General features: G+C 71.6%; 17 protein-coding genes and 1 other RNA gene. 6 read left to right on the forward strand and 12 right to left on the reverse strand.

Translation table 11 applies throughout. The features are described from left to right. Positions 1–8: 8 nt before the first annotated feature. The 6 genes from IEY56_RS26395 to ftsE form a co-directional block, all read right to left on the reverse strand. Positions 9–677 carry a GOLPH3/VPS74 family protein gene (locus IEY56_RS26395; protein WP_189039790.1) on the reverse strand — a complete coding sequence of 223 codons (669 nt, stop codon included), beginning with the start codon at positions 675–677 and terminating at the stop codon, positions 9–11. Positions 678–1,297: 620 nt separating this feature from the next. After that, positions 1,298–1,668, reverse strand: a transfer-messenger RNA (tmRNA) gene (gene ssrA, locus IEY56_RS26400). 206 nt (positions 1,669–1,874) lie between these two features. Then, positions 1,875–2,399 carry an SsrA-binding protein SmpB gene (smpB, locus tag IEY56_RS26405; RefSeq protein WP_189039791.1) on the reverse strand — a complete coding sequence of 175 codons (525 nt, stop codon included), beginning with the start codon at positions 2,397–2,399 and terminating at the stop codon, positions 1,875–1,877. An 18-nt stretch (positions 2,400–2,417) separates the two neighbouring features. After that, positions 2,418–3,722 (reverse strand): S41 family peptidase, encoded by a 1,305-nt coding sequence (locus tag IEY56_RS26410; protein ID WP_189039792.1) that lies wholly within the window; start codon positions 3,720–3,722, stop codon positions 2,418–2,420. Between the two features lie 68 nt (positions 3,723–3,790). Beyond that, positions 3,791–4,702, reverse strand: coding sequence for a permease-like cell division protein FtsX (gene ftsX / locus IEY56_RS26415; protein ID WP_189039793.1), 912 nt, complete (start codon positions 4,700–4,702; stop codon positions 3,791–3,793). A 96-nt stretch (positions 4,703–4,798) separates the two neighbouring features. Next, positions 4,799–5,488: a cell division ATP-binding protein FtsE gene (gene ftsE, locus IEY56_RS26420; protein WP_189039794.1), complete on the reverse strand. Its 690-nt coding sequence runs from the start codon at positions 5,486–5,488 to the stop codon at positions 4,799–4,801. A gap of 315 nt (positions 5,489–5,803) precedes the next feature. Here ftsE and IEY56_RS26425 point away from each other — a divergent pair, with 315 nt between their 5' ends. Further along, a complete protein-coding gene (locus IEY56_RS26425; protein ID WP_189039795.1) occupies positions 5,804–5,998 on the forward strand; it encodes a hypothetical protein in 195 nt (64 codons plus the stop codon). Positions 5,999–6,244: 246 nt separating this feature from the next. On the opposite strand, the gene IEY56_RS26430 is transcribed toward IEY56_RS26425, so the two are convergent. From IEY56_RS26430 to IEY56_RS26445, 4 genes are all read right to left on the reverse strand, one after another. Further along, positions 6,245–6,979, reverse strand: a complete 735-nt coding sequence (locus tag IEY56_RS26430; RefSeq protein WP_189039796.1) for an LPXTG cell wall anchor domain-containing protein — start codon at positions 6,977–6,979, stop codon at positions 6,245–6,247. A gap of 252 nt (positions 6,980–7,231) precedes the next feature. Next, on the reverse strand, positions 7,232–8,338 hold the full coding sequence (prfB, locus tag IEY56_RS26435) for a peptide chain release factor 2 (RefSeq protein ID WP_189039797.1): 1,107 nt from the start codon (positions 8,336–8,338) through the stop codon (positions 7,232–7,234). 80 nt (positions 8,339–8,418) lie between these two features. Then, on the reverse strand, positions 8,419–9,738 hold the full coding sequence (locus IEY56_RS26440; protein WP_189039798.1) for a serine/threonine-protein kinase: 1,320 nt from the start codon (positions 9,736–9,738) through the stop codon (positions 8,419–8,421). 119 nt (positions 9,739–9,857) lie between these two features. Then, the gene (locus IEY56_RS26445) at positions 9,858–11,534 is read right to left on the reverse strand and encodes a serine/threonine-protein kinase (protein WP_189039799.1); all 1,677 of its coding nucleotides are present in this window, start codon (positions 11,532–11,534) and stop codon (positions 9,858–9,860) included. 529 nt (positions 11,535–12,063) lie between these two features. Between IEY56_RS26445 and IEY56_RS26450 the strand changes: the two genes are divergently transcribed. From IEY56_RS26450 to IEY56_RS26465, 4 genes are all read left to right on the forward strand, one after another. Beyond that, on the forward strand, positions 12,064–15,795 hold the full coding sequence (locus IEY56_RS26450; protein WP_189039800.1) for an FHA domain-containing protein: 3,732 nt from the start codon (positions 12,064–12,066) through the stop codon (positions 15,793–15,795). A 147-nt stretch (positions 15,796–15,942) separates the two neighbouring features. After that, positions 15,943–17,361 (forward strand): ABC transporter substrate-binding protein, encoded by a 1,419-nt coding sequence (locus tag IEY56_RS26455; protein ID WP_189039801.1) that lies wholly within the window; start codon positions 15,943–15,945, stop codon positions 17,359–17,361. 152 nt (positions 17,362–17,513) lie between these two features. Beyond that, positions 17,514–18,929, forward strand: coding sequence for a carbohydrate ABC transporter permease (locus IEY56_RS26460; RefSeq protein ID WP_373292195.1), 1,416 nt, complete (start codon positions 17,514–17,516; stop codon positions 18,927–18,929). Further along, a complete protein-coding gene (locus tag IEY56_RS26465; RefSeq protein ID WP_189039802.1) occupies positions 18,926–19,885 on the forward strand; it encodes a carbohydrate ABC transporter permease in 960 nt (319 codons plus the stop codon). Before IEY56_RS26460 ends, IEY56_RS26465 begins: the two co-directional genes overlap by 4 nt. A 52-nt stretch (positions 19,886–19,937) precedes the next feature. Here IEY56_RS26465 and IEY56_RS26470 read toward each other — a convergent pair whose 3' ends face one another. Continuing rightward, the gene (locus tag IEY56_RS26470) at positions 19,938–20,918 is read right to left on the reverse strand and encodes a class I SAM-dependent methyltransferase (RefSeq protein ID WP_189039803.1); all 981 of its coding nucleotides are present in this window, start codon (positions 20,916–20,918) and stop codon (positions 19,938–19,940) included. Between the two features lie 368 nt (positions 20,919–21,286). On the opposite strand from IEY56_RS26470, the gene IEY56_RS26475 reads away from it, so the two are divergent. Beyond that, positions 21,287–23,878 (forward strand): glycosyltransferase family 4 protein, encoded by a 2,592-nt coding sequence (locus IEY56_RS26475; protein WP_189039804.1) that lies wholly within the window; start codon positions 21,287–21,289, stop codon positions 23,876–23,878. Here IEY56_RS26475 and IEY56_RS26480 read toward each other — a convergent pair. Further along, the gene (locus IEY56_RS26480) at positions 23,836–26,109 is read right to left on the reverse strand and encodes a hypothetical protein (protein ID WP_189039805.1); all 2,274 of its coding nucleotides are present in this window, start codon (positions 26,107–26,109) and stop codon (positions 23,836–23,838) included. The genes IEY56_RS26475 and IEY56_RS26480 overlap by 43 nt on opposite strands. Between the last annotated feature and the right edge of the window lie 37 nt (positions 26,110–26,146).

Below are 26,146 nucleotides of genomic sequence, written 5' to 3' on the forward strand. Positions count from 1 at the left end.
CGCCCCCGTCAGCTGGAACCCGCGGAGATGGCGGCACCCACGGCGATCATGGTGGCCACCTGCATGTCGTTCAGCGCCTTCTTCAGCGCGGGACCCGCCTCTCCGGCGCGCTCCGTCAGCGCCTTGATGCGCTCCTTGTACTTGCGCTGGTCCTTGCCGGAGATGACGGTCGGGAACTGACCGGCGGCGGCGAGCGCGGCCAGCGCGGCCTGGCGAGTGCTGTAGTCCTTCACGGGCCGCCCGCTCGTCAGCGTCTCGCCGACCTCCGCTTGCAGCCGCTTCACGAGGGCCTGGTCCTTGACCACGATCCGGTCGTACCGCCAGGTGCGGCGCTCGATGGCGATGAGACGCGCGCGTTCGAGCTGCTCCTCGACGGTCTTGAAATGGTGCTTGCGTTGCAGCTGCACCTGGGCCTTCCACTTGCGGGGCTTGTCTTCCGCTATCCCGCGCAGGGCCGCGTCGAGCAACGGGTCGCCGGTGCGCCGGTCACCGACTGGGCGGGCCTTGCCCCCGTCGTCGGTGAGGCATCCGCGGTCGGTCAGTTCCACGAGCACCGCCGCACGCAGGACGTTCCCCATGACGTCCCGCTTCGTGAGCTTCTCGGTCTCCATATCGCAGGCGAGGAGGTAGAGCTCCTCCGGGAGGGTGAGCTGGCTGTTGCTGTCCGTACGTTCCATGAGCCCATCACAGCACGAAAGCCGTGACGACCGAAGGGCCAAGTCCCGTCCTTCCGTCCCGGCCCCTTCGACGAACGCCGCTCAAGCGACAACCGCCCCGTTCCGCCCAAGAGTTACCCACCCGGCCCACCGGAGCCAATCCCTGCAAATGGGGATGCCAGAAGCCCAACTCAGCTCAAAATTCCCGCGCAGGGGCAAATCCCGATAAACAGAAAGCAGAGAACAAACCCCTCCACCCACGGGCCAGTAGAGGGCGCAGCCCCACAACTAGAGAGCCGCAACGACCCGGGAGCGTAGGGGCCCCACAAACGGAGACCCACAAACCAACCCCACCCACCACGGGGCCGTAGGGGGCGCAGCCCCCACAAACAGAGACCCACAAACCAACCCCACCCACCACGGGGCCGTAGGGGGCGCAGCCCCCACAAACAGAGAGCCACAAACCAACCCCACCCACCACGGGGCCGTAGGGGGCGCAGCCCCCACAAGGGGGGTGCCGGGGGCGCAGCCCCCGCGGGGGGTGCGGGTGGCGAAGCCCCCGCCCCGCGAGGCGAAGCCTCGCAAAACACGAAGAGGGCGACCCGGTCCGCGCTTTCCGCGGACACACGTCGCCCTCGACCTCGTGGAGATGGCGGGAATCGAACCCGCGTCCAACGGAGGGGAAGCAGGGCTTCTCCGAGCGCAGTCCACTTCGATTTTCTCGGCCCCGGAGATCACGTGGACAAGTCTCCGACGGGCCCAGTCACTGTTTGATGTCCCGGCAGGCCCCGTGACCGGGCCTACGCGGTGAGTTCCCTAGCTGATGCCAGGATCCGGGGCGGGAACGCACCCGGGCTGACACTTCACGCTCGCTGCTTAGGCAGCGAGGGCGAAGGAATCGCGCTTCTGATTGGCGATTATTTTTTTGCGGCACATGGTTAACGAGATCATTGCCGCGTTCCTCGGCTCGCTTCACCTACTTCGACATCCGCTGTCGAAACCGATCATCCCCATGTTGAGTTGACAAACCGCGCACCCTCACGGGCTGCGCTGCTGACCATGGTACGTGACCCGGCCGTGACGGTGCCAACTGTTAACGCCCGGCAGTTGTTCCCGCGAGCCCTCGCCCGCCGCACGCCACCGCCTCACGGAGGCCCCGGAACCGGCTCGGCGCCCCGCCCGGCGCGAAGCGCCTCCCGCGGGGAGCGCGCACCGTGTTCAGGCCTGCACTCTCTGTCTCCGGCGGGCTGCCGACATCGCCCGCTCCGACTCGCGGCGGTCCTGCTTCTCGCGCAGGGTCTGGCGCTTGTCGTACTCCTTCTTGCCCTTCGCGAGGGCGAGCTCGACCTTGGCCCGCCCGTTCAGGAAGTACAGGACGAGCGGGACCAGGGTGTGGCCCGTCTCCTGGGTCTTCCCGATCAGCTTGTCGATCTCGTACCGGTGCAGCAGCAGCTTCCGCTTACGCCGGGCCGTGTGGTTCGTCCACGTGCCCTGCGCGTATTCGGGGATGTGGACGTTGTGCAGCCAGACCTCGCCGCCGTCGATCTGGCCGAAGCCGTCGACGAGCGATGCGCGCCCTTGCCGCAGTGACTTGACCTCCGTTCCCGTCAGGACGATCCCGCACTCGAAGGTGTCCAGGATGAGGTAGTCGTGCCGCGCCTTCTTGTTCTGCGCGATGACCTGCCGGCCCTGTGCGTCCTTGGCCTTGCCCTTGCCCTTGTTCTTGCCGTCCTTCTTCGCCATAGCCAGGCCATTCTTCCACTACGGACGGGGCTGGAGGCCACTCAATACTGTGCGGGCCCGCTCGGCGGCGTTCCCGGACGTGGCCACGGACAGGTCCGGGGTGATGCCCTCCCCGTCCAGGGTGCGCCCCGACGGCGTCTCGTAGTGCCCGACCGTCAGCTCGGCGACGGAACCGTCGGAGAGCTTCCGCGGCATCTGGACGGAGCCCTTGCCGAAGGTCCGCGAACCGACGACGACGGCCCGCCCCCTGTCCTGCAGGGCTCCCGTGAGCAGCTCGGCGGCGCTCATCGTGCCGCTGTCCACCAGCACCACCAGCGGGTGGGCGGCCGATCCTCCCGACGACGCCCGCACGGCATGGGCGCTGCCGCCCGGGCCGCCGTCCGCATACAGGGCCCGCTGGGTGCCGTTCTCCTCGTACGTGGCGACGAGACCGCCGTCGAGGAACGCGGAGGCCGCCTCGACCGCCTCGCTGACCAGGCCGCCCGCGTTGCCGCGCAGGTCGAGCAGGATGCCCCCGCCGTCCGGTACCTCTTCGGCCACCGCGCGGTGGATCTGCCGCGCGGAGCCCTTGGTGAAGGAGGAGACCTTGATCCGCGTCGCGCCGCCGGCCGTGGGCCCGACCGTGACGGCGTCGGCTGTGAGCCGCTCGCGCTTCAGCTTCTCCGTACGGTGCACTCCGTCGCGGTCGAGCCGGAGTTCGACGGAGCTGCCGGGCTCGGCGGGCTTGGCGTCCCGCCCCTTTCCGGCGGAGCCCCGCAGGCGGGCCACGACGTCCGTGACGGGCCGCTCCGCGACGCCCTCGCCGTCGACGGCGACGAGCCGGTCGCCGCGCCTGATGCCGGCACGGTCGGCCGGGCTCCCGGGCAGGACCCGGGCCACGGTCACGGAGAGCGTCGCCCGGGGGCCGCGCTCGCGCCGGACGGAGATGCCGATGCCGACGTACTCGCCGTCGAGCGTCTGCTTGAGGCCCTCGTACTCCCGGGCCGTATAGGCGGCGGACCAGCGGTCGCCGCTGCGGCTCACCAGTTCCTCGGCCTCCGCGTGGCCGTCGGGGGCGCGGCCGTCGTCGTGCGTGCCGCCCGCCTTGCCGTGAGCTGCCCGCGCGCCGTCCCCACCGAAGTGCGCGCTCGCGGGAACAGAGCCCGCAGCACCCTCGTTCGAGCCGGCGACGGGCTGAACTCCCTCGCCCCAGGCGCCGGTTGCGGCGCCCGTCGCGAGAACGCCCGCGAAAACCAGTGCCAGACCCGTCCCTCGGCGCAACTGCTGCCGGGGACTCCCCCTTCGTTTGTCGGGGGATGGTCCGGAATACCACGAGTCCGACATGATTCGGAGTCTAAGCCAGACTGCGGGCGCCGTACGGGCCGTTGGCCGTAAGGCGCCCGCGTCGTGCGTCACACCTTGAGGTACTTGCGCAGCGTGAAGAACGCTGCCACGGCCGGCATGAGGACACCGACGGCGATCAGCAGCGGCAGCACCTTGAACACGGCGTCCCAGCCGATGAAGTTGATCAGCGCGATCTTGTCGGCAAGCCAGCTGTCGATGAGGAAGAACTTGCCGCCGAGGAGGAGGACGCACGCGAAACCCGCGCCGATCAGGCCCGCGATGGCGGCCTCGAGGATGAACGGCATCTGGATGTAGAAGCTGGACGCGCCCACGAGGCGCATGATCCCCGTCTCCCGCCGCCTGCTGAACGCGGAGACCCTGACCGTGTTGACGATCAGCAGCAGCGCCACGACGAGCATCAGCCCCATCACGAAGAGGGCTGCGATGTTCATGCCGTTGAGCAGGTTGAAGAGGTTCTCCAGCAGATTCCGCTGGTCCTGGACCTCCTGCACACCTGGTCTTTCACTGAACGCGGTCTGCACCACCCGGTACTTGGTGGGGTCCTTGAGCTTGACCCGGTACGACTCCTGCATCTGGTCCGGGGTGAGGGAGTCCGCGAGCGGGGAGTCCTTGAACTGCTCCTGGTAGTGCTTGAACGCCTCGTCGGCGGACTCGTGGTAGACCTTGTCGACCACGCGCAGCTTCTTCAGCTCCGCCTGGATCTGCTGCTTCTGCTCCTCGGTGACGGCGCCCTTGGCGCAGTTGGGATCGGACTCCGCGTCGTTCTCGTTGCAGAGGTAGACCGACACCTGGACCTTGTCGTACCAGTAGCCCTTCATCGTGCTGACCTGCTCCCGGGCGAGCAGGGAACCGCCCGCGAGCGCCAGCGACAAGGCGACCGACACGATCACCGCGAAGGTCATCGTGAGATTGCGGCGGAGACCGACGCTGATCTCCGACAGTACGAACTGGGCGCGCATGGCGTCCTTTCAGTGTTTGCTGCCTCAACTGCTCAGACTGCTCAGACCGTTGCCTCACGGGCGCCCCGGCCGCACCGGGAAGCGCCCGTGCCCGGCTCAGTGCTGGTAGCCGTAGACGCCACGCGACTGGTCACGCACGAGCCGCCCGCGCTCCAGCTCGATGACGCGCTTGCGCATCTGGTCCACGATCTGCTGGTCGTGCGTGGCCATGACGACCGTCGTGCCGGTCCGGTTGATCCGGTCCAGCAGCTTCATGATTCCCACGGAGGTCTGCGGGTCGAGGTTGCCGGTCGGCTCGTCCGCGATCAGCAGCATCGGACGGTTCGCGAAGGCGCGGGCGATGGCCACCCGCTGCTGCTCGCCGCCGGAGAGCTCCCCTGGCATGCGGTCCTCTTTGCCGCCCAGGCCGACCAGGTCGAGGACCTCGGGCACGGTCTTGCGGATCTGTCCGCGGGACTTGCCGATGACCTCGAGCGCGAAGGCGACGTTCTCGGCGACCGTCTTGTTGGCCAGCAGCCTGAAGTCCTGGAACACCGTTCCGAGCTGGCGGCGCATCTGCGGCACCTTCCAGTTGGACAGCCGCGCGAGGTCCTTGCCCAGGACGTGCACCTGGCCTTGGCTGGCCCTCTCCTCGCGGAGGATCAGCCGCAGGAAGGTGGACTTGCCGGAGCCGGACGAACCCACCAGGAAGACGAACTCACCGCGCTCGACCTCCAGCGAGACGTCATGGAGGGCCGGGCGGTTCTGCTTGGGGTAGGACTTGGAGACGCTGTCGAATCGGATCACGGATACACCACGTCGGCCTGGGGTAGGGGCTGCGGGAGCCGCGGGCGCGGCTCCCTCGGGGACCTCCCAGCGTCAGCTGGGTGGGGTGTGGCGACCTTACGCGAACGGGCGGAGGGTGCGCAGTCGGCGTCCGTCGTTGGTGGGTTCGGTCACGGTGCCTATAGGTACAAACCCGGCAGAGGGGGCACTCGAAGCGCCCGGGAACCCCGCACGGGATGCCTCTGCGTCCGGCCGCGGAGCCTGGCACAGTGGAACGAGGAGCCCCGGGGAACCAAAGCCTCCGGGGCCTCGTTGGCAGACAGAGGAGGATCTCGCATGACATGCGACCGACTGGTGTGTGCCAACTGCGCAGGCCCCGTGAGTGAGGGGCGCTGCCCCGTCTGCCGCGCCCACCGCGAGCGGGTGCACAGGGAGTCCCCCCTCGGCGGCCTCTCGCCGGCGACGCTCTTCACTCTCGTTCTCGCCCTGCTGGCCGTGGCCTTCCTGGCGCAGCGGGTGGCCGTCGCGTAACCGTGCGCAGCGGGGGCGCCCGGCAGCAGCCGCAGGTCTCTTTGCGTAGCCGGACCGCCACGGAACGTCTCCCGCCCGCGGACGCGTGACGACGGGGGCGTGATCACGAACCGGCCGCAGTAGCACCGCGATCCAGAACGTACGAGGGGCCCGGAACGGCGCTGTGCGCTGTTCCGGGCCCCTCGCTCTGCTCGCGTGCGCGTGCGTTGATCACGCGCGCTGCGGCCTACCGCTCATGTACGGACGTCAGGCGGCCGTACGGCGGTTGATCATGCGCGGCATCATGCGGAAGGCGACGCCGCCCGCGATCATCGTCGCGGCACCGACCAGCAGGAAGGCGGTCTCGGACGAACCGGTGTCCGCCAGCTCCTCCTTCGGGGCCTGCGGCTGCTGCTCGACCGGCTGGCTGTCGGTGCTGTCCGGCTGCGTGTTGCTGCCTTCGCACTCGACGCTGTCGTCGTTCAGGTCGCAGGTGTCGTCGCCGCCGCCGGAACCGCCGATGGTGGCCGGCTCCTCGCCGCCGCCGGTGTCGCCACCGGTGCTGCCGCCCGTGTCACCACCGGTGTCACCGCCGGTGCTGCCGGTGTCGCCACCGTTGTCGCCGCCCGAGTCACCACCGTTGTCGCCGCCGGTGTCGCCACCGTTGTCGCCACCCGTGTCACCACCGGTGTCGCCACCGGTCACGGTGCCCTCGGTGTCACCACCGGTGTCGTCGCCGCCGGAGACGGTGCCCTCGGTGTCACCGCCCGTGGTGGTGTCACCAGTCGTGCCGCCGTCGGTCTCCCCGCCGGTGCCGCCGCTGTCGCCACCGCCGATCACGCCACCGAGGATTCCGCCGATGAGACCGTCCTGGTGCTTGGCGGCGGACTCGCCGCCGTCCGCGGCCTCCGCGGCGCCCGCGGCCGTGAGCGAGGCGCCGACGGCGAACACAGCACCGGCAGCGACGCGCGCCACACGCAGCCGCGTCTTCGATTTGATCATTGGCCAACTACCCCCAGTAGTTTCATTTTTCAGTGGAGCAGCTGTGTGACGGGCTGCGGAGCCTCAGTAGGGACACGGACTCGTCCGCTCAACCCCCGCACGCGCCCCTGACACAGGCATGCCGAGCGGACAGCTTTCCCAGTTTTCACACCTCCGTCAAGCGAAGACAGTGTGAAATGCCCATGTAGACAGGCCAGTTCGACGGATGGGGCTCAAATCGTTATCTGCGGCAGCGGGATTCCGCCGCGGCCGCTACTGGTCCTGCTGCTTGCGCCAGCGGATACCGGCCTCGAGAAAGCCGTCGATATCGCCGTCGAGAACGCCCTGGGGATTACCGACTTCATGCTCCGTCCGCAGGTCCTTCACCATTTGATAAGGGTGCAGGACGTACGAACGCATCTGGCTGCCCCACGAGTTGCCGCCGTCGCCCTTGAGCGCGTCCATCTTCGCCTGCTCCTCCTGCCGGCGGTGGGCCAGCAGGCGTGACTGCATGACGCGCATGGCGGCGGCACGGTTCTGGATCTGCGACTTCTCGTTCTGGCAGGAGACGACGATGCCGGTCGGGATGTGCGTCATACGGACCGCCGAGTCGGTGGTGTTGACCGACTGGCCGCCCGGACCGGAGGAGCGGAAGACGTCGATCCGCAGTTCGTTCTCGGGGATGTCGATGTGGTCGACCTGCTCCACGACGGGCAGCACCTCGACACCGGCGAAGGAGGTCTGACGGCGCCCCTGGTTGTCGAACGGCGAGATGCGCACCATGCGGTGGGTGCCCTGCTCGACGGAGAGAGTGCCGTACGCGTACGGCGCCTTCACCGTGAACGTCGCGGACTTGATGCCCGCCTCCTCCGCGTAGCTGATGTCGAAGACCTCGGTCGGGTAGCCCTTGCGCTCGCTCCAGCGCAGGTACATCCGCATGAGCTGCTCGGCGAAGTCCGCCGCGTCGACGCCGCCCGCTTCCGCGCGGACGCTGACGACGGCCTCCCGGGGGTCGTACTCGCCGGAGAGCAGGGTGCGGACCTCCATCTCGTCCACAGCCTTGCGGAGAGACTCCAGCTCGGACTGGGCCTCGGTGCGCGCGTCCGTGTCGTCCTCGCTCTCGGCGAGTTCGAAGAGCACCTCGACGTCGTCGATGCGCGAGCGCAGCTCCTCGACCCTGCGCAGCTGACCCTGCAGATACGACAACCTGCTGGTGACCTGCTGCGCGCGATCCACGTCGTCCCACAGGTCGGGGGCCGCCGCCTGCTCCTCGAGCGACGCGATATCGGCCCTCATCCTGTCGAGGTCGATCACTGCCTCGATCGACTCCATGGTGGAGGAGAGGGACTTGAGCTCATCGGAAAAATCGGGGGCTGCCACACCTCCACCCTAACGGCTGGCCCCGGGCAGCGTTCGCCGCCCGGGTAGCGCACCGGCCCGCCCCCGGGGCGCCCGCCCCGTCACGGCTCCTCCGGCTGCTCGACCGCGGGCGCGGGCTGCGTGGTGTCGCCGTCGTCGCCCGACGTCGCCAGCCAGCTTCCCAGGACGGCGGCCACGGCGACCGCCGTCGCGGTGGCGCCCAGCTTGATCCTGCGGCGCCGTGCCGCTGCGGCCGTGACGCGGTTGCGCGCCGAACCCGCCCGCGGCGTCCCCGCGGCGCGGGGAGCCCGCGCCGTGCCGTGAGCGCCGCCCGCCAGCTCGTCGGCGCCGGGCACGCGCATGCTCGTGTGGGTGTCGCGGTTGGAGTCGGGACGGGCGCCGCCGTGGACGAGCGGCACGGCGCCGCGGCTGCCGCCCGCCGGCACGGCACGGCCGCCGCCCGCGGCGTGGGGGTGCTGCTCGTGGTCGGTGAGCGTCGGCGCGTGGCCGCCCGGGGCCGCCTCGTCCGCGTCGCCCTGGCCGTCGTACAGCTCGTAGGGCTCCTCGGCCTGCTCGTCGATGTCCAGGGGCGGGAGGTCCACGAGGTCCGGCAGCAGTTCGCGCAGCCCGGACGCGACCTCCTCGGCCCGGAGCCTGGAGGCGGGCGCCTTCGCGAGGCACTGGTGGATGAGCTGCCACAGCTCGTCGGGGATGCCCGGCAGCGGAGCCACGGACTCGGTGACGTGCCTGCGCAGCACCGCGCCCGGATGGCCGCCGCCGAACGGCGTGAATCCGGCGAGGAGTTCGTAGAGCACGGTGGCGAGGGCGTATATGTCGACGGAGGCGCGGGGCGGCAGCCCCTCGACGATCTCCGGGGCGAGGTAGTCGGGCGTGCCGATGATCGACGTGGCCCGGGTCGTGCGCGGCGAGTCGATCAGCTTGGCGACGCCGAAGTCCGTGAGCAGGGCGGGCGGCGCGCCTCCCGGGCCGGGCGGGGCCAGCGCGTCCAGCAGGACGTTCTCGGGCTTGACGTCCCGGTGCACGATGCCCGCCGTGTGGGCCGCCGCGAGCGCGTCGGCGACGTCCGCCGCGATGGCCACGGCGGCTTGCGGTGCGAGCCTGCGGTCGTGCTCCAGGCGGGTGCGCAGGTCCGTGCCGCGCACCAACTGCATGACGAGGGCGAGGTCGTTGCCGTCCACGACCAGGTCCCGGACGCCGACCACACGGGGGTGGTCGAGGCAGAGCAGCGCACTGCGCTCCCGTACGAACCGCTCCACCAGGTCCTGGTCCGAGGCCAGGTCCTCGCGCAGGAGTTTGACCGCGACGGGGCCGTCGGGGCCCTCGCCGAGCCACACCGTGCCGGCGCTGCCGCGTCCCAGGATCTGGTGAGCCGTGTAGCGACTGCCGATCTTCCGTGCCATAGCGACAAAACTACGCGGCGGAAGGGCCGTTGAGGGCCAAGGAAGCCGCAACCGTCACTTTCGAGCGGGAATTCCCACCCAGGAAGTCGACAAATCTCCGAACTCGCCTGTCCGCAGGGCTAATTCTGAGCATTGTCGATCAAGGCGCCGATCTCGGCGAAGACGTTCTCGACCGACTGCCAGAAATCCTTGCCCGCTTCCCACCACTCGGGAAGCGGAGTGAAGTTCCACACCAGCACCGCCGCCAGGACCATCAGCAGGATCATGAACAGGCAGCCCTTGAGGCAGCCCAGCCCCGGAATGTGCATCGGGTTCGCGCTGCGCTGCCGAGGCTCACGCGGCGGACGGGGCTCCCGCGCCGGGGGACGCTGCGGCTCGTACCGGCGCTGCGGCGGCTGCTGCGCGGGCCTGCGCTGCGGCTGCGCGTACTGCTGGGGCGGCGGCCCCTGCTGCTGGCGCCGCTGCGGCTGCTGCGGCGGCTGCTGGGGCTGGCGCGGGGGACGCCGCCGGAGCGGGTCCATGCTCGGGTCGAGCGGCTGCACCTGCGTCTGCTCGTTGCGGTCGCGCGCCGCGCGCATCTGGCTCTGCCAGGGGTGGGCGCCGTCGGGCGTGGCACCCTCCGGCGACTGCTGCGGGGGCCCGCCCGGCACGGGCGGCATGACCTGGGTCGGGTCCGCGTTCGGGCCCTGCGCCCCCTGGTTCAGCCCGCCGGCCCCGGCGCCCGCCCCGCCGTTCTGCGGCAGGACGCTGGTCGCCGCGTTCGGGTCGTAACCGCCCTGGCCCTGGGCGGACGCGGAGTGCGGCAGCACCTGGGTGGGATCGGCGTCGCCCGCTCCCCCGCCGGGAGCCCCGGACGAGGCGGTCTGGTCCGGCACCGGCGCCGGCGCCGGGTCGGGTGCCAGCAGCGCGGCCACGCCCATGGCCGCCGTCGCCTGCTCGGGGGTCGCCTGTGCTCCTATGCCGGCGGCGACCGTGCGGAGGGCGTTGGCGAGGTTGACGGCGCTGGGCCGCTCCTCGGGCCGCTTGCTCAGGCACCGCTGCACCACCGTCCACAGCGGGTCCGGCATGCTCGGCGGACGCTGCGGCTCCTCGGAGAGGTGGCGGTGCAGCACCTCGAGTGCGGTGGCGCCCGCGAAGGGCGGACGGCCGGTCGCGAGCTCATAGAGCAGGATGCCCGCGCCGTAGATGTCGACCGCGGAAGTCTGCGGGCGGCCCTCGGCGGATTCGGGGGCCACGTAGGCCGGCGTCCCCACGAACTCCTGGGTGCGCGTCAGGCCGGGCGAGTCCGCGAGCCGCGCGATGCCGAAGTCGGTGAGCATGGGGCGCATGCCCTCCGGCCCGTCGGCGAGCAGCACGTTCGCGGGCTTCAGGTCGCGGTGCACGACGCCGTCGGCGTGGCTCGCGGCGAGCGCGTCGGCCACCTGCGCGGTCACCAGGGCGGCGGCCACGGGCGAGAACGGACCGTTCTCGCGCAGGTAGCGGTGCAGGTCCGGACCGTCGACGAGGTCCATGACGAGGGCGAGCATGTCGCCCTCCACCACGAGGTCCCGGGTGCGGACGATGTTGTGGTGGGTGAGCCGGAGCAGGACGGAGCGCTCCCGCAGGAAGCGCATGACCACGTCCGGGTCGTTGGCGAGCTCCTCCTTGAGGACCTTGATCGCCACCGTCTCGCCGGGCTGCCCTGCCACGGCCGCCTCGGCGCCCGCGGTCTCCCGCTGCTGCGCCCGCCACACGGTGCCAGTGGCGCCGCGGCCCATCGGCTCCTCGAGCAGGTATTTGCTGCCTACAGGCCGCACGTCATGAGCTCCCTGGTGTCGTACTGCAATCCCGCCCACAATAGTGCCGTCTCGCGAACGGTCGAACTGCCGTATGTGAACAGAGGCACGATTCTCAGGGAAGACGCGCGGCACCACTGCCCCGGTTGCGTCAGGACGCTGTGCGGCGCATGCCGCGGCAGTCCGTCGCCGGCCTCCTGCGATCGGATTCGGACGTATGCGGGCGGACCCGGGCGGGGCGGGAGCCGGGGACGGCGGCGGACCAACGGGGGCGGCGGGAGCCCGCGACCTGCGCATCCGGTGGACGAGGCGGCCACGCCCCCTTGCGCGCCGGGCGCATCCGTCAAGATCATTGGGCGACGCGAGCGGGACGCTGTGTCAGTGACGGGTGCGAAGATGCATCCGGCATCGGCAGCACTGTGCGCGGAGCGCGAGCGCGGAAGTGTTGTCCGTTGCGACATGTGTGCCGGGCGCAGCGCGCGGCGGGGCCGACCACCTCGCCGCAAGCCGCAGCAGGCCGGCACACCGGTGTTCTGGACCGGGAGGGCCGATGCAGATCCGGCTGACTGTCACCCTCGGACCGCGCGGTGGCGGCCCAGGAGCGGGGGAGGCGGCGGCGGTGCCGGGCGCGGCCCCGTCCTGCGACGTCGTCGTCAGCGCGCCGTCGGGCACGCCTCTGTCCGCGGTGACCGGCGTCCTGGTCACGACGGCCGCCTCGGCCGCGGGCGCCTCCGGTGCGGGCGGCGCGCAGGGCACCGCCTCCGCCGACTCCTCTCCTGACTCCTCCGCCGCGGTCTACGTGGGCACGGAGCGGCTCGATCCGCACCGCCAGATGCTCGGCGAGCCCCCGCTGGTCGACGGCGCCGTGGTCTCGCTGCACGGCCCCGCCCCCGTCACCACGGCCCCGGCCCTCGCGGCGTACGGCTCGGCGAAGGCGCGGCTGCACGTGACGGCCGGCCCGGACGCCGGCGGCATACACCTCCTGCAGGGCGGCAGGGTCCAGCTCGGCCGCGCGGCGGACGTGGACGTACCGCTCGACGACCCGGACGTCTCGCGGCTGCACTGCGCGGTCACCGTCTCCGACGGCGGAGCCGTCACTGTCACGGACCTCGGCTCCACGAACGGCACCTCGCTGGACGGCGCGCCCGTCGGCACGCAGCCCGTGCTCTTCCGCCCCGGATCGACGCTCCGGATCGGCGAGTCGGTGCTCCGGCTGGAGACCTCCGCGAGCGGAACGCAGGCGCAGTACGGCGCTCAGGGCCCCGGCTCCCGCACCGGCGGGGCGTCCCCGGGCCCGCTCCGCACGGTGCCCGACGGTGACGGACAGCTGCGCCTGGTCGAAGGCGGCCCCCACAGCGGCGGACCGGGCTCACCCGGCGGTGAGGCCGTACCGTCCGCTGCCCCGGCACCGGCCGTCGCCCCCGACAGCTCGCACGGCTACGCGCGCGGCGACGGACCGTTCCCGGACGCCGGCGGACCGGACGGCGGGACCACGCACGGCGCCGGACTCGCCCAGCACGCCCGGTACGCCGAGCAGTTCCCCCCGGCCGGGCCGGCGGCTCAGGCGGCGGCCGGATCCGCGCCGGCGGGCCCGCATCCGGGCGTACCGGCTGCGCGGGAGCCGGAGCGGTCCCGTCCGCGCGGGCTGGGAGCCTGGGCGCGCCGCTTCGCGGGCGCGCGCCCGGAGGACGATGCGGTGGGGCGCTCCGGCCCGCCCGGCTCCGGCGCAGCCGTCCCCGGAGGCGCTGCGGCCCAGGTGCCGTGGGGCGACGAGCGCTGCCCCGATCCGGCCACCGTGCTGCTCACCTCGCTCGGCCCGGGGCTCCGCCTCTGGGAGCGCGAACCGGATCATCCCGATGCGCTGACCGTCCGGATCGGCACCGCGCACCACAGCGGACCGGGCCCCGACGGGCTGCTCACCGTCGGCCTGCGCCGGGCGGGCTCGCTCGGCCTCGCGGGCCCCCGGCCGCGGCTGACGGGGCTGGCACGCTCCGTGGTGGCGCAGCTCGCCGCGCTGCACGGCCCGAGCACGCTGGAGATCGTGCTCCTCTCCGCCGACCGCTCGCGCGTGAGGGAGGAGCGCGCCGCGGAGTGGTCGTGGCTCGGCTGGCTGCCGCATCTCCGGCCGGTGCACGGCCAGGACTGCCGTCTGCTCATGGCCTTCGACCGGGATCAGGCGGCGGCCCGCACCGCGGAGCTGGTCCGGCGGCTCGACGAGGAGGCGCAGGGCAACGCCGCTGAGGGCCGTGCCGCCGGGCAGCAGGGGGCTCCCGGACGGGACACGTCCCGGCACTCCGGGCCGTACACGCTGCTCGTCGTGGACGGCGACCCCGGCTCGGCGGAGCTGCGCACCTCGGTCGCCAGGCTCGCAGCGGAAGGGCCCGCCGCGGGGATCCATCTGCTGTGCCTCGCCGAGACTCCGGCGGCGACTCCCTCGTCGCCTCTCTCCGAGACGGTGGAGACGGCGTGCGAGACGTCCGCGGCGTTCCGGGAGTGCGGTGCGCTGGCCCTGCTCAGCGGTGCCGTCGCGACAGCGGTGCGGGTGGTGCACCGTCAGCCCGGCGCGCAGGCCGCACCGCGCGCTCCCGGCGCGCTCGGGACGGTCGGCACCGTCGACGCGGTCTCCGCGGCCTGGGCGGAGCGCTTCGCCCGCGCCCTGGCACCGCTCCGCGAGCCGGAGGGCACGGCCGTCCGCACGGGCACGGCCTCCCGCGCCGCGGTGACGCTGCCCCGGTCGTCCCGCCTGCTGGACGAGCTGGGGCTGGCCCGCGCCACGCCCGCCGCGCTCCTGTCCCGCTGGGCGGGCTCCGCGCAGCCGGGCCCCGGTCACGCCCGGCTGGTGTTCGGCGCCGGACCTCGCGGGCCGCTGGAGGCCGAGCTGAACGGCGCCCGGGGGCACTGCCTCGTCACGGGGCCCTCCGGTTCGGGCAAGACGGAGCTGCTCCGCTCCCTCGCCGCCGCGCTCTCCGCGGGCGAGCGGCCCGACCGCCTGCAGCTGATGCTGGTGGAGGGGGACGGCGCGGCCCGCGAGGATCTGCGGAGCTGTCTGGATCTCCCCCATGTCCGGCGGCACTTGGCGGCCAGCGACCCGGTGCGGATGCGGGAGTTCGCTCAGGCGCTGAGCGGCGAGCTGAAGCGCCGGGCAGAGCTGATCGGGTCCGAGGGCGACTACGAGAGCTTCGCGGGCGGACCGGTCCGCGCCGTCCGCGGTGCGACGCCCCGTCCGCTCTCCGGGCAGGAGGAGGCCGGCAGGAGCACCGAGCGGGCAAGCGCCGCCTCCGCGGACACCGGACGCGGGGCGTCCCGCGCTGCCGCCGGGGCGTTCGCACCGTCAGCCGCGCGGACGGGCAGTGATCCCGTCCTGCACGAGCCGGGCGGCGGCACCCCCGGCGCGGAGGCCGGTTCCGCGCCGGCGACTCTGCGGCTCCGGGTGCCTGACGGCGAGGAGTTCGGCGGGCCCGGGTCCGGGGCGGCCCCGTCACCCGGCGAGCCGTCCGGACCGCAAGGCGGGGCCGGGAGCGGAGGACGCGGCCCGGCCGGCGCGTCCCCGTCACCCGACGCCCCGCAGGCGGCCGGGAGGCCGGGCCGGCCGAGGGCCGAGCAGCCTCCGGTGCCCGCGTCGGTTCCGCAGGGCCGGGCGGCCGCGCACGAGGCCACGACCGGCGAAGATGACACCTCGGTCGTTCAACACTTGGAAACATCAACGGGCTCACTTCCTCGAATCGTCGTTCTCGTGGACGACTTCGACACCCTCGTCGACCCCGCACTCGGCAACCCCGGCCGGCCGGCGGCCGGTTCCGTCGTGCGCGCGCTCGAGGCCGTCGCGCGTGACGGTGCGCGGCTCGGTGTGCACCTCGTGGCGGTGAGCGGCCGCGCGGAGCGCACGGTCCAGACGGCGGTGGCCCGATCCGCCTCGCTGCGCGTCGAGTTGTCCTGGGCGGGCGGCGGGGGCGGTGCCGGCGAGGAGAAGGCGAGTCCGGGGCGGGGAGCCCTTGTGCACGCTGACGGCAGTGTCACGGCCTTCCAGGCAGGCCGGGTGACAGGCCGTATCCCGCGCACCTCGACGCAGCGCCCCACGGTCGTCCCGCTGGAGTGGGCGAGGGCCGGGGACCCGCCCGCGCGGCGTCCCGTGAGGGAGCTCGGGAACGGCCCGACGGACCTCGCTCTGCTCGCCAGCGCGGTGGGCCGGGCCGCGCGCTCGCTCGGGGTGGACCCACAGGAATCGGACGCCCCCGCGACGAACAGATCACGGAGTGGTCAAGATGAGGTTCTTGAAAGCTGACAACGTATTGCGAGCCGTCCGCGTTCAGGCGTAGGACTTTGCGCACGGGACTGTGGGATAGAACTGATGCCCTCATGCCCAGTGACCAAAACGGCGCGGCGGACCGGCTCTCCGGGACTCGCGCCTCCGATGGGGACGGCGGGAGCTATGCGTAATACGGTTCGTGCGACTGGTACGTCGAGTACCGGGAGCAACACCAGCATCTTCAACACCAGGGCGACTGCACGTGGCGCTGTGGCGCTCTGCGCCGTCGCAGCCCTGTCACTGACGGCCGCATGCGGCGGCGGCAGCGACAAGGGGGAGGACAAGGGCGGTTCCTCGCAGACTGAGCAGGAGACCGTCAAACTGCCCAAGCTCAAGGGCGAGAAGCTCCAGGTCGCCGCCGTCTGGACGGGCGACGAGGGCAAGAACTTCGGGAAGGTCATCGAGGCGTTCAAGAAGCGCACCGGCGCCGACGTCGAGGTCACGCCCACCGGCGACAACGTCGCCACCTACCTGGGCTCCAAGATCGAGGGCGGCGCGCCGCCGGACGTGGCGATGCTGCCGCAGGTCGGCGTGCTGAACCAGTTCGCGGAGAAGGGCTGGCTCAAGCCCCTCGACGACGCCACCAAGAAGCAGCTCAACAAGAACTTCTCCAAGGGCTGGCAGGATCTCGGCTCCAACAAGGGCAAGCAGTACGGCGTCTACTTCAAGGCCGCCAGCAAGTCGCTGATCTGGTACAACGCCAAGGCCTACGAGAACGCGGGCGTCAGCGAGGCGAAGACCTGGAAGGAATTCCTCACCAACGCGCAGACGATCGCCGACTCCGGCGTGGAGCCCGTCTCCGTCGGCGGTGGCGACGGCTGGGTGCTCACGGACTGGTTCGAGAACATCTACCTCTCGCAGGCCGGCCCCGAGAAGTACGACCAGCTCGCCAAGCACGAGATCAAGTGGACCGATCCTTCCGTGAAGAAGGCCCTCACCACGCTCGGCCAGCTCTTCGGCAAGAAGGAACTGCTCGCGGGCGGCAACAAGGGCGCGCTGCAGACCGACTTCCCGACGTCCGTGACCAAGGCGTTCGACGACCCCGAGTCGCCGAGCGCTGCCAGCGTCTTCGAGGGTGACTTCGTCGGCATCAACGTCGCGAACGACACCAAGGCGAAGATCGGCAAGGACGCGAAGGTCTACCCGTTCCCGGCCGTCGGCAGCGACGCCCCGGTCGTCACGGGTGGCGACGCCGCTGTCGCCCTGAAGGACAGCAAGGCCGCCCACGCCCTGCTCACCTTCCTCGCCTCTCCCGAGGCCGCGGCTGTCTGGGCCCAGGAGGGCGGGTTCGTCTCGCCGAACAAGAACCTGGACGGCAAGGCGTACCCGGACGACGTCCAGCGCAAGATCGCCAAGGCGATGATCGACGCCGGCGACGACTTCCGCTTCGACATGTCCGACCAGGCCCCGGCCGCCTTCGGCGGTACCAAGGGCAAGGGTGAGTGGAAGGCCCTGCAGGACTTCCTGAAGAACCCGAAGGACGTGGCGGGCGCCCAGAGCGCTCTCGAGGCCGCTGCCACCAAGGCGTACAAGAAGGACTGACAGCCCGGCGGCACCACCGCCGGTGCCGGGCCCGTCCGATGGGACGGGCCCGGCGCCGTCGGCGCCGCAGGCTCTGCGCCCGGCGAAGCCGGAGGCCCTCGGCCCTACCTCGCCCTGCACTAACCCGGACCCGGACAAGGGACACCATCGTCATGCCCACCCCCACCCCCACTCCACCGACTGACGAACCGCCAGGGGGCGAAACCCGTCCCACTGCCGTCACCGGCACGGATCTCAAGGCTTCCGCCGCTCCGGCAGGCAAGCCCACTCCGCCGCGCGCCTCAGTGATGCGCTCACGGCCCTGGATAGCCTTCACGTTCCTGCTGCCCGCGCTGGTGCTGCTGGGAGCCCTGGTCGTCTACCCGATCGTGTACTCGATCTTCCGCAGCACCCTCGACGCCTCCGGAACGGGCTTCGTCGGACTCGGCAACTACGTCGAGGTCTTCACCGACGACGACATCCTGACGGCGTTCAAGAACAACATCATCTGGGTCATCGTCGTCCCGTCCGTCTGCACCGCCCTCGGTCTGATCTTCGCGGTGCTCACCGAACGGGTGCGCTGGGGCACAGCGTTCAAGCTCATCATCTTCATGCCGATGGCGATCTCCATGCTCGCCTCCGGCATCATCTTCCGGCTCGTGTACGAGGAGAACCCGAAGCAGGGCGTCGCCAACGCCATCTGGGTCGGGGTCCACGACACGTTCGCCGAGTCCTCCGCCTGGCCCGGCGCGAACCCGCGCCCGAACTCGGAGCTGGCCAAGTCCGGCGGCGGCGACTACACGACCAAGTCGACGGTCTCCGCCTCCGACCCGGCGCACCTCCCGCTGGTCGGCCTCCCGCCCAAGGATGTGGCGGACGCCGCTCCGGCCAAGGCGGCGACGCCCGGCAAGAGCGGTGAGGTCACCGGCACAGTCTGGCTGGACTTCGCGCCCGGCGGCGCCGGCAAGCCGGACGTCATCGACCAGAAGGAGAAGGCCCTCAGCGGCATCAAGGTCGAGGCGGTGAAGGGCGGCAAGGTCGTCGCCACCGCGGAGACCGGCGGGGACGGTACGTTCTCGCTCCCCAAGTCCGCCGAAGGTTCCAAGCTCCGGCTGCCTGCCGCGAACTTCGCGGAGCCCTACGGCGGCATCGAGTGGCTCGGCTCGACTCTGGTGACGCCCTCCATCATCGGTTCCTACATCTGGATGTGGGCGGGCTTCGCCATGGTGCTCATCGCGGCCGGACTCGCGGGAGTGCCCCGTGAGTTGCTGGAAGCGGCACGGGTCGACGGCGCGAACGAGTGGCAGGTCTTCCGCAAGATCACGGTGCCGGTGCTGGCCCCGGTCCTCGGGGTCGTCGTCGTCACTCTGATGATCAATGTGCTGAAGATCTTCGACCTCGTCTACATCATCGCTCCGAGCCAGAGCCAGAGCGATGCCAACGTGCTCGCCCTTCAGCTGTATCTGTCGTCCTTCGGCGCGGGATCGAACCAGGGCGTGGGCAGTGCCATCGCCGTCATCCTGCTGCTGCTCGTCCTGCCGGTGATGGTCGTCAACATCCGTCGCCTGCGAAGGGAGGCACGCCGATGACCGCGGTCAGTGCGGCAAAGCCCGATCCCACCGCCGCCCTCAAGTCGTCGAAGACTTCGCCTCCCCAGCAGGAGAAGAAGACCTCGATCGCTTCACGGCTGGTCACCGTCACGGGTCACTGGGCCGTCCGGCTCGGCCTCGTCGTGGTCGCGCTCATATGGCTCACGCCGACGGCGGGGCTGCTGAGTTCGTCGCTGCGCAGCCCTGAGGACATCTCCCTCTCCGGCTGGTGGCAGATCTTCGACCTCAACTCCAGCTTCCCGTGGGTGATCGACGCGAGCCAGCTCACCGGCTCGAACTACGAGTCGCTGTTCGCCAACGAGCTGGTGACCGGCTCGCTGGTCACGACGATGCTGATCACGATCCCGTCCACCGTGGCGGTCGTCATCATCGGCGCGCTCGCCGGTTACGCCTTCGCGTGGCTGGAGTTCCCGGGCAAGGACTGGTTCTTCCTGATCGTCGTCGGGCTGCTGGTGGTGCCCGTCCAGGTGGCTCTCATCCCGGTCGCGAAGCTCTTCAACGTCGTGGGGCTCTTCGAGACGACGCCGGGTGTGGTCATCTTCCACTGCGCCTTCGGCCTGCCGTTCGCGATCTTCCTCCTCCGCAACTTCTTCGCGGAGATCCCGCGCGAGCTGCTGGAGGCCGCCCGTCTGGACGGCGCCGGCGAGGTCCGGCTGTTCACCCGGGTCGTGCTGCCGCTGGGCGGCCCCGCCGTCGCCTCGCTGGGAATCTTCCAGTTCCTGTGGGTGTGGAACGACATGCTGGTCGCTCTGATCTTCTCGGACGCGAGCAGCCCGCCGATCACGGTGGCCCTGCAGCAGCAGGTCCGCCAGTTCGGGAACAACATCGACGTCCTGGCTCCCGGAGCCTTCATGTCGATGGTGATCCCGCTGATCGTCTTCTTCGCGTTCCAGCGCCAGTTCGTCTCCGGCATGATGGCCGGCGCCGTGAAGTAGCGCCGGCAGGCGGAACAACTGCACAACGGTCGACGCGGAGGCAGCCGCCTCCTCACCTGGCCCGGGCGCGCAGCGCCCGGGCCAGGTGCCGGGCCACCACCGGCGGCAGCACCTCCCGGGCCATCCGGCGGGTGCGGGCCCCGGCCCGGAAACCGGACGCACCGCCCGCCTCCGCGCCGTCCTTCTCCCAGTGGTCCCGGGCTCCGGCCCGGGATTTCGCATGCCGGGACACCGGAAGGCGCGGAGGCGCGGCCTTGCCCGCCCCGACGAGCAGCAGGCGGTGCCCGGCGACGTCCTGCCACTGGAGCCAGCAGTCGCCCCGTTCACGCAGCCGCGCGTACAGCTCGTCCTGCACGGGGCGGGGGTCGCCCCACGTCCCGTAGAACTTCTGGCCGCTGACGCAGACCGGCCGCAGCCCGCCCTCCAGCACCGCCTGCCACGTCGCGCAGGCGACGCCGGGCGTATGGGACGAGCGGTAGTCGTCCAGTACGACCGTCCCGTCGGGTGTGAGCGCCCCTCGGGCGGCGCTGATGTCGGGCCGCACGTGCTCGTACAGGTGCGAGGCGTCGACGTGGACGAACCGGCAGCTCTCCGGGGCCACTTGCTCCGGGACGGCAGTGGTCGGGCCGTGCAGGACGCGCGGCAACTCGTCGTGGAACGAGAGGTAGTTGGTCTCGAAGGCCGTGCGGGTCAGCGTCGCGTAGGAGCCTCGCATCTCGCGCTCGTTCCGCTCAGTGGGCGCCTCGGAGCCGAAGAGATCGCACACCGTGAACGTCTCGCCCTCCCCGAGGTACGCCCCGAGGACGATGGCGCTCCTGCCCATGTAGGCACCCATCTCCAGCAGGTCACCGCGCTGTTCCAGGCGCTGCTGCCGCCGGAGGAACCAGTCGAACAGGACGGCGTCGGTGGTGTGGAACCACCCGGGCACGTCGTGGAGGGATCGGGGCCGGGGCAACTCCTCGCCGGGAGTTGAGGTGCGCCCTCCCGGTACTGCCGAGGTCGCCGTCGCGGCTTCGTTCGCGGTGCCCTTCATCGCACTTCTCCCTCGTGGCGCGGAGACGGAAAGCATCAAGAATCCAACTCACCCGGGACGCAGGCGCCCCGGGTCCTGAAGCCCTGTATACGAGCCGCGCACCCCCGCACGCACTCCTTCACGCCCCCTCCGAGCAGGGCTTCCGCAAGCCGACCGCTCCTGGTCACCGGCGGTTCAGCTGCTGTTGGCGGCGGGCTCCCCCGCCACGGTGACAAGTCCGGGAGAGGGGCGGGACGCGGCATCAGGCCGCGTAACACGTCGACTTCACGCCCTGCTGGCAATATTCACACAGTATATGGACAATACAGGCGCTATGGTGCAATAAGGATCAGATGCCTTCCGCATGGATCCAGTGAGGAACGGGCCGCATGAAGATCGTCTTTCTGCTGGACAACGCCTACGGGATCGGCGGAACGATCCGCTCCACGGTGAACCTCTCCCGGGCGCTCGCCGACCGCCACGACGTCGAGGTCGTCAGCCTCCGCCGCACCGTGCGCGAGACCGCCCTCCAGTTCGATCCGCGCGTGACGATGACCCACCTGCTGGAGCTGCGCCGGGACGCCCGCGGATTCGACGGCGACGACCCCCGCTTCCACCAGCCGAGCGTCCGCTTCACCGAGGGCCCCGACCACCTGGAACGCGGCGTCGCGACCCGTCTGGGCGACGTGCGCGTCGAGGAGTTCCTGCAGAACACGGACGCCGACGTCGTCATCGCCACCCGCCCCAAGATCAACGACTACCTCGCGGCATACGGCAGCGACCGCTACCTGCGCATCGGCCAGGAGCACCTGACCCACGCCATGCACAGCGACCACGTCCGCGGCCACCAGGACGCCGCCATTCCCCGGCTCGACGCGTTCGTCACCGTCTCCTACGCCGACGCCGAGAACTACCGGGCCGCCATCACCGGCTCCGGCACCGCGACCGCCCGCGACGACGCCCTCATCACCTGCATCCCCAACGCCGTCCCCGCGGTCGACGTCGAGCCGTCCGACGGCGACAGCAAGCTGATCGTCGCCGCCGGGCGGCTCATCAAGGTCAAGCGCTACGACCGGTTGATCAACGCGTTCGCCCTCGTCTCCGAACGCCACCCGGACTGGCGGCTCCGGCTCTACGGGCGCGGCCGCCAGCAGGCCGCCCTGCGCAAGAGGATCGACGACCTCGACCTCTACGACCGCGCCTTCCTGATGGGCCCCCACGCCCCGATCGAGGCGGAGTGGGCGAAGGGAGCGATCGCCGCCGTCTCCTCCGACGCCGAGTCGTTCGGAATGACCCTCGTCGAGGCCATGCACTGCGGGGTCCCCGTCGTCAGCACGGACTGCCCCTACGGCCCGGGGGAGATCATCGGCAACGGGCAGGACGGACTGCTCTCCCCCCTCGGCCCGACCGAGAAGACGAACGTGCGGGCGTACGCCGACGCCCTGATGCAGCTCATCGAGAACCCCGAGCTGCGGTACCGGATGAGCCGCGCGGCGCTGCAGAAGGCGGAACGCTACGCGCCGGACCGCATCGCCCGCGAATACGAGCAGTTGTTCGACAAGCTGGCGTCCCAGCGCCGGACCCGCACCGCCGGACGCCCCGTACAGGACGCGCCCGGCATCGGGACCGCTGAGGCCCCCGCGGTTCCCGCGCCCGCTCCCGCGTCCCTGACTCCGCCCGCCGCCGGCGGAAAGCAGGCGGGCACGAAACCCTCCGGCGCCGGAAACCCCGTCGCGGCGAACGCCGCCACGGCGAAGTCCCCCGCGGGCACGACGCCCCCCGCCAAGGCGGGCGGAGCAGCCGCCCCCCAGCGCAACTCCCGGCCCATGCGCCGCCTCGCGCTCCGCACGCTCGGCCCCGTGCTCCGCCCGGCGCTGCGCGTGTGGCGGGCCCACCGCAACGCGTCCCGTCCCGCCGCCAAGCTGCGGCGCCCCCTCGGCCGCGCCCGTGTCGCCACCGACGGCTCGGTGGCGATCCGGCTGCTGGCGTCGCGGCTGCCGAAGACCTCGTCCGTGCTGCTCGTGCGGTCGCGCCGCGACAGCGGGGCGCCGCACCGCATCCCGATCCCTCCCCGCGACGAGGCCGTCGACGGGTGGGTCGAGGTACGGCTGGAGCGTGCCGCGCACCCGCTCGCCGAGGACCGCTGGGACACGTACGTGGAGCGCGTGACGGACGGCAAGCGCAAGAGGGTCCAGTCGGAACTCGTCGAGACCGCCCGCCTGCTGACGATGCCCCCGCCCCTCGACGCGGACGGCGTGCTCGGCCCCCACGTGCCCTACACCACCCTCGACGGCTACCTCGCCGTGCGTGCCTGGCACCGGCCGGGGCACGCCGAGGTCACCTCCGTGGAGCTCGGCCGGCAGGCCGGAACCGTACGCGCCGAGCTGTACGGAGCCGCCGCACGCGCGGCGAAGGACGGCGAAGGCGCGGTCGTCGCCGTCTCCCGTACGAAGACCGAGCCGGACTTCGAACTGCCCTTCCAGCTCTCCGCCGGGTCCCGGCCCTCCGGGACGCCTGCCTCGGCGGCACCGGACGGGTCCGCCCCCGCGGCAGCACCCGCGGGCGAGGTACCGGTCCTCTCCTTCGAGCTTCCCTACGACCTGCCGGCCGCACTCGACTCGGGAGATGCGAAGGGCGTCTGGGATCTGTGGTTCCGGCCCGGCCCCCAAGACACGCCGCGCATCCGCTTCGCCCGTCTGCTGGGCGACCTGGCCGACCGCAAGAAGACCGATCTGGTGCCACGCGTCAGGCTCGGCGAGAGCGAGACCGGCCTGTGGTTCTACTTCTCCCTCGCCAACGACCTCGTGTGCGCGCTGCAGCCCCTTCCGGCCGACGAGCCCGCCAGGGTCGCCGCAGCGGTACCGGCCGCCACGGACGCGCAGAGCCCGGGCACCGGCGCAGCCACCGCGTCAGGCGGAACGCCTGCCGGCACCGGGGCTCAAAGCGCCTCCTCGTCGCCGGACGCGTCGGCCGGCAGTTGACCGGCGGCCCCTGACGACGGCGGCGCCGCCTCGGGACGCGGCAGGGGCCCGGACCCGGCCACCTCGAACTGCCCGCCGCCGAAACGCTCCTCGACGGCCGCCGCGACTGCGGACGGTTCCGCCGCTCCTCCAGCGAGTCCCTGCGCGACGCCGTCGCCGACACTTTCCGTGACGCCGTCCGCGAGCCCTTCCGCGGCTGCCCGCTGCCGTGCGTCACGGCGCGCCCTGCTGGCCGCCGCGGATGCCCGCAGCTCCTCCACCGCACGGCTGAACCGCGTCAGCGCGGGCGGATCGTCAGGGCCCAGCAGATGTGCCCTGAGTTCGGCGCGCGCCTCCCGCATGGTGTCCGCTTCCGGGTTCCGCGCCGCCTCCAGCAGGGCGGGCAGCCCGTCCGCGGCCGGCGTGAGGACCGTGGCCGCCCGTACCGTCGGGAACGCCGTCCTGAAGCTCTCCTCGGGGAGGCCGGTGGTGTTGACGACGGCGTAGGGCTTTCCGCTGGTCAGGTAGTCCGACACCACGCTGGAGACGTCCGAGACGAGCACGTCGGCCTGGTTGAAGCACGCGTAGACGCCCGGACGCGGCCCCGCGAGGACCAGATGCTCGTCCGGGGCGTGAGCCCTCCAGAAGCACTCCTCCCAGGCCTCGACGGCTTCGAGGACCCTCGCGGCGGGCGGATCCACCGGAGCCCGCTGCCTGCCCATGCGTTCGGCCTCGTCCTCGCTGCGGCGGGCACCCGTCCCCGCGAGACTCCTCAACTCGGCGGTACACCGCTCCAGTTCGGCCGCAGTTGCGTCGACCTCCGCGGACCTGGCACGCCCCGCCGGGTTCCGTCGTACGGCCTCCTCGATCATCACGCGGATGCGCCGGTCGGCCTCTCCCGCCGCCTGATCCACCGAACCGGTCATCGGGTGGGGCTTGTACAGCAGCCGCACCCCCGGATCGTCCAGGAGCGCACGGACGATCCGCTCCCCCGCCAGGGGCAGCGAGGTGTTCCCGGGATCGTCCGTCCACCCCTCCCACGTCGGGGCGTACAGAACGGTCGTACGCGTGCCCGGAGCGGGCGGCCCCGCGTAGGGCCTGATCGGTGCGAGCTGCGGGCGGCCCACCTCCACGACGTCCGCGTCGAGTACGCCGATGTCGGCGAGCTGGTAGCGCTCGCGGGCAGCGGGACCGGCGACCCACACCTCGTCGTAGGCCTTGGCGTAGGGATTGCAGGAGGAGAGCTTGTCGCTCTCGCCGTGGTTGATGAAGGCGTGCTTGATCGTCGGGATGCGCAGCACCTGCGAGGTCTTGCCGGAGTTCGCCGGGTGCAGCATCACCGGCAGCGACGAACGCTCCAGGCGCATCAGATGCGCGACCTTCGGGACGCAGACGATCGGCACGTCGGTGACGTCGATCTGCTGCACCATGAACCGCTCCCGCAGCACGATGATCGGCCGCCCGCCCAGCTGCTCCAGCGTCGAGAGCCACATGTTCGCCTGGTACGCGGAGGAGGCCCCTCCGGAGAAGTACATGCCGACGGTCGGCCTGTACGCGTCCAGCCAGCCGTCCAGCCAGGCCAGCGCCTCCTCCTCCCCCGCCGGACGGCGCCCGGGCAGCAGGCGCACCACCAGCAGCGCGACGCCGCATGCGAGAACGGCCCAGCAGCCGAGCGCCGCCCCGGCTCCCCACGCCGCCGAGCCCGTCACGGCGGTCGCCGCCAGCCCCGCCGTGACGAGGACGGAGCAGGACAGCAGGCGCAGCGCACCGTGGCGCCCGAAGATCGCGGGAGGAGCGGTGCCGAGGCGCAGCGAGGACGCGTCGATGTTGCGCGTGACGATCGGCAGCCGCCTGGAATGCCGGACCCGCGCGGCCGCCGCCTGGCACACGAAGTGCCCCGCCCAGCAGCCCAGCACCGCGACCAGCAGCAGCGTGGCCTGCGGCGAGGGGCCCAGTACGTCCAGCCGGGCGAGCCCGGCCAGGAGCAGGGCGTCCCTCAGCAGCTGCCGCACGGGGTGGTAGAGCTGCGCACGTCCCAGGCCCCGGGCGAGCGTCCGCCATCTGCCCAGCAGCCACGCCTCGGTGGCGACGCCGAGGGCGGCTCCGGCGACGACGAGAGCCGCCGAGGCGAGTACGAGGCCCAGCAGCTGGCCGAGGTAGCCGGCAGCCAGCAGTCCCAGCAGGGTCAGGGCGGTCGCCGTACGGCGTGAGAGCCGGCGGCCGCGCGGGGCTGCGTTCAAGTCGGTTCGCATGATGCTCCCCTTGACGGTCTCTTCCACTTAAGACCGT

The organism is Streptomyces daqingensis (assembly GCF_014645895.1).
GTDB classification, from domain to species: domain Bacteria; phylum Actinomycetota; class Actinomycetes; order Streptomycetales; family Streptomycetaceae; genus Streptomyces; species Streptomyces daqingensis.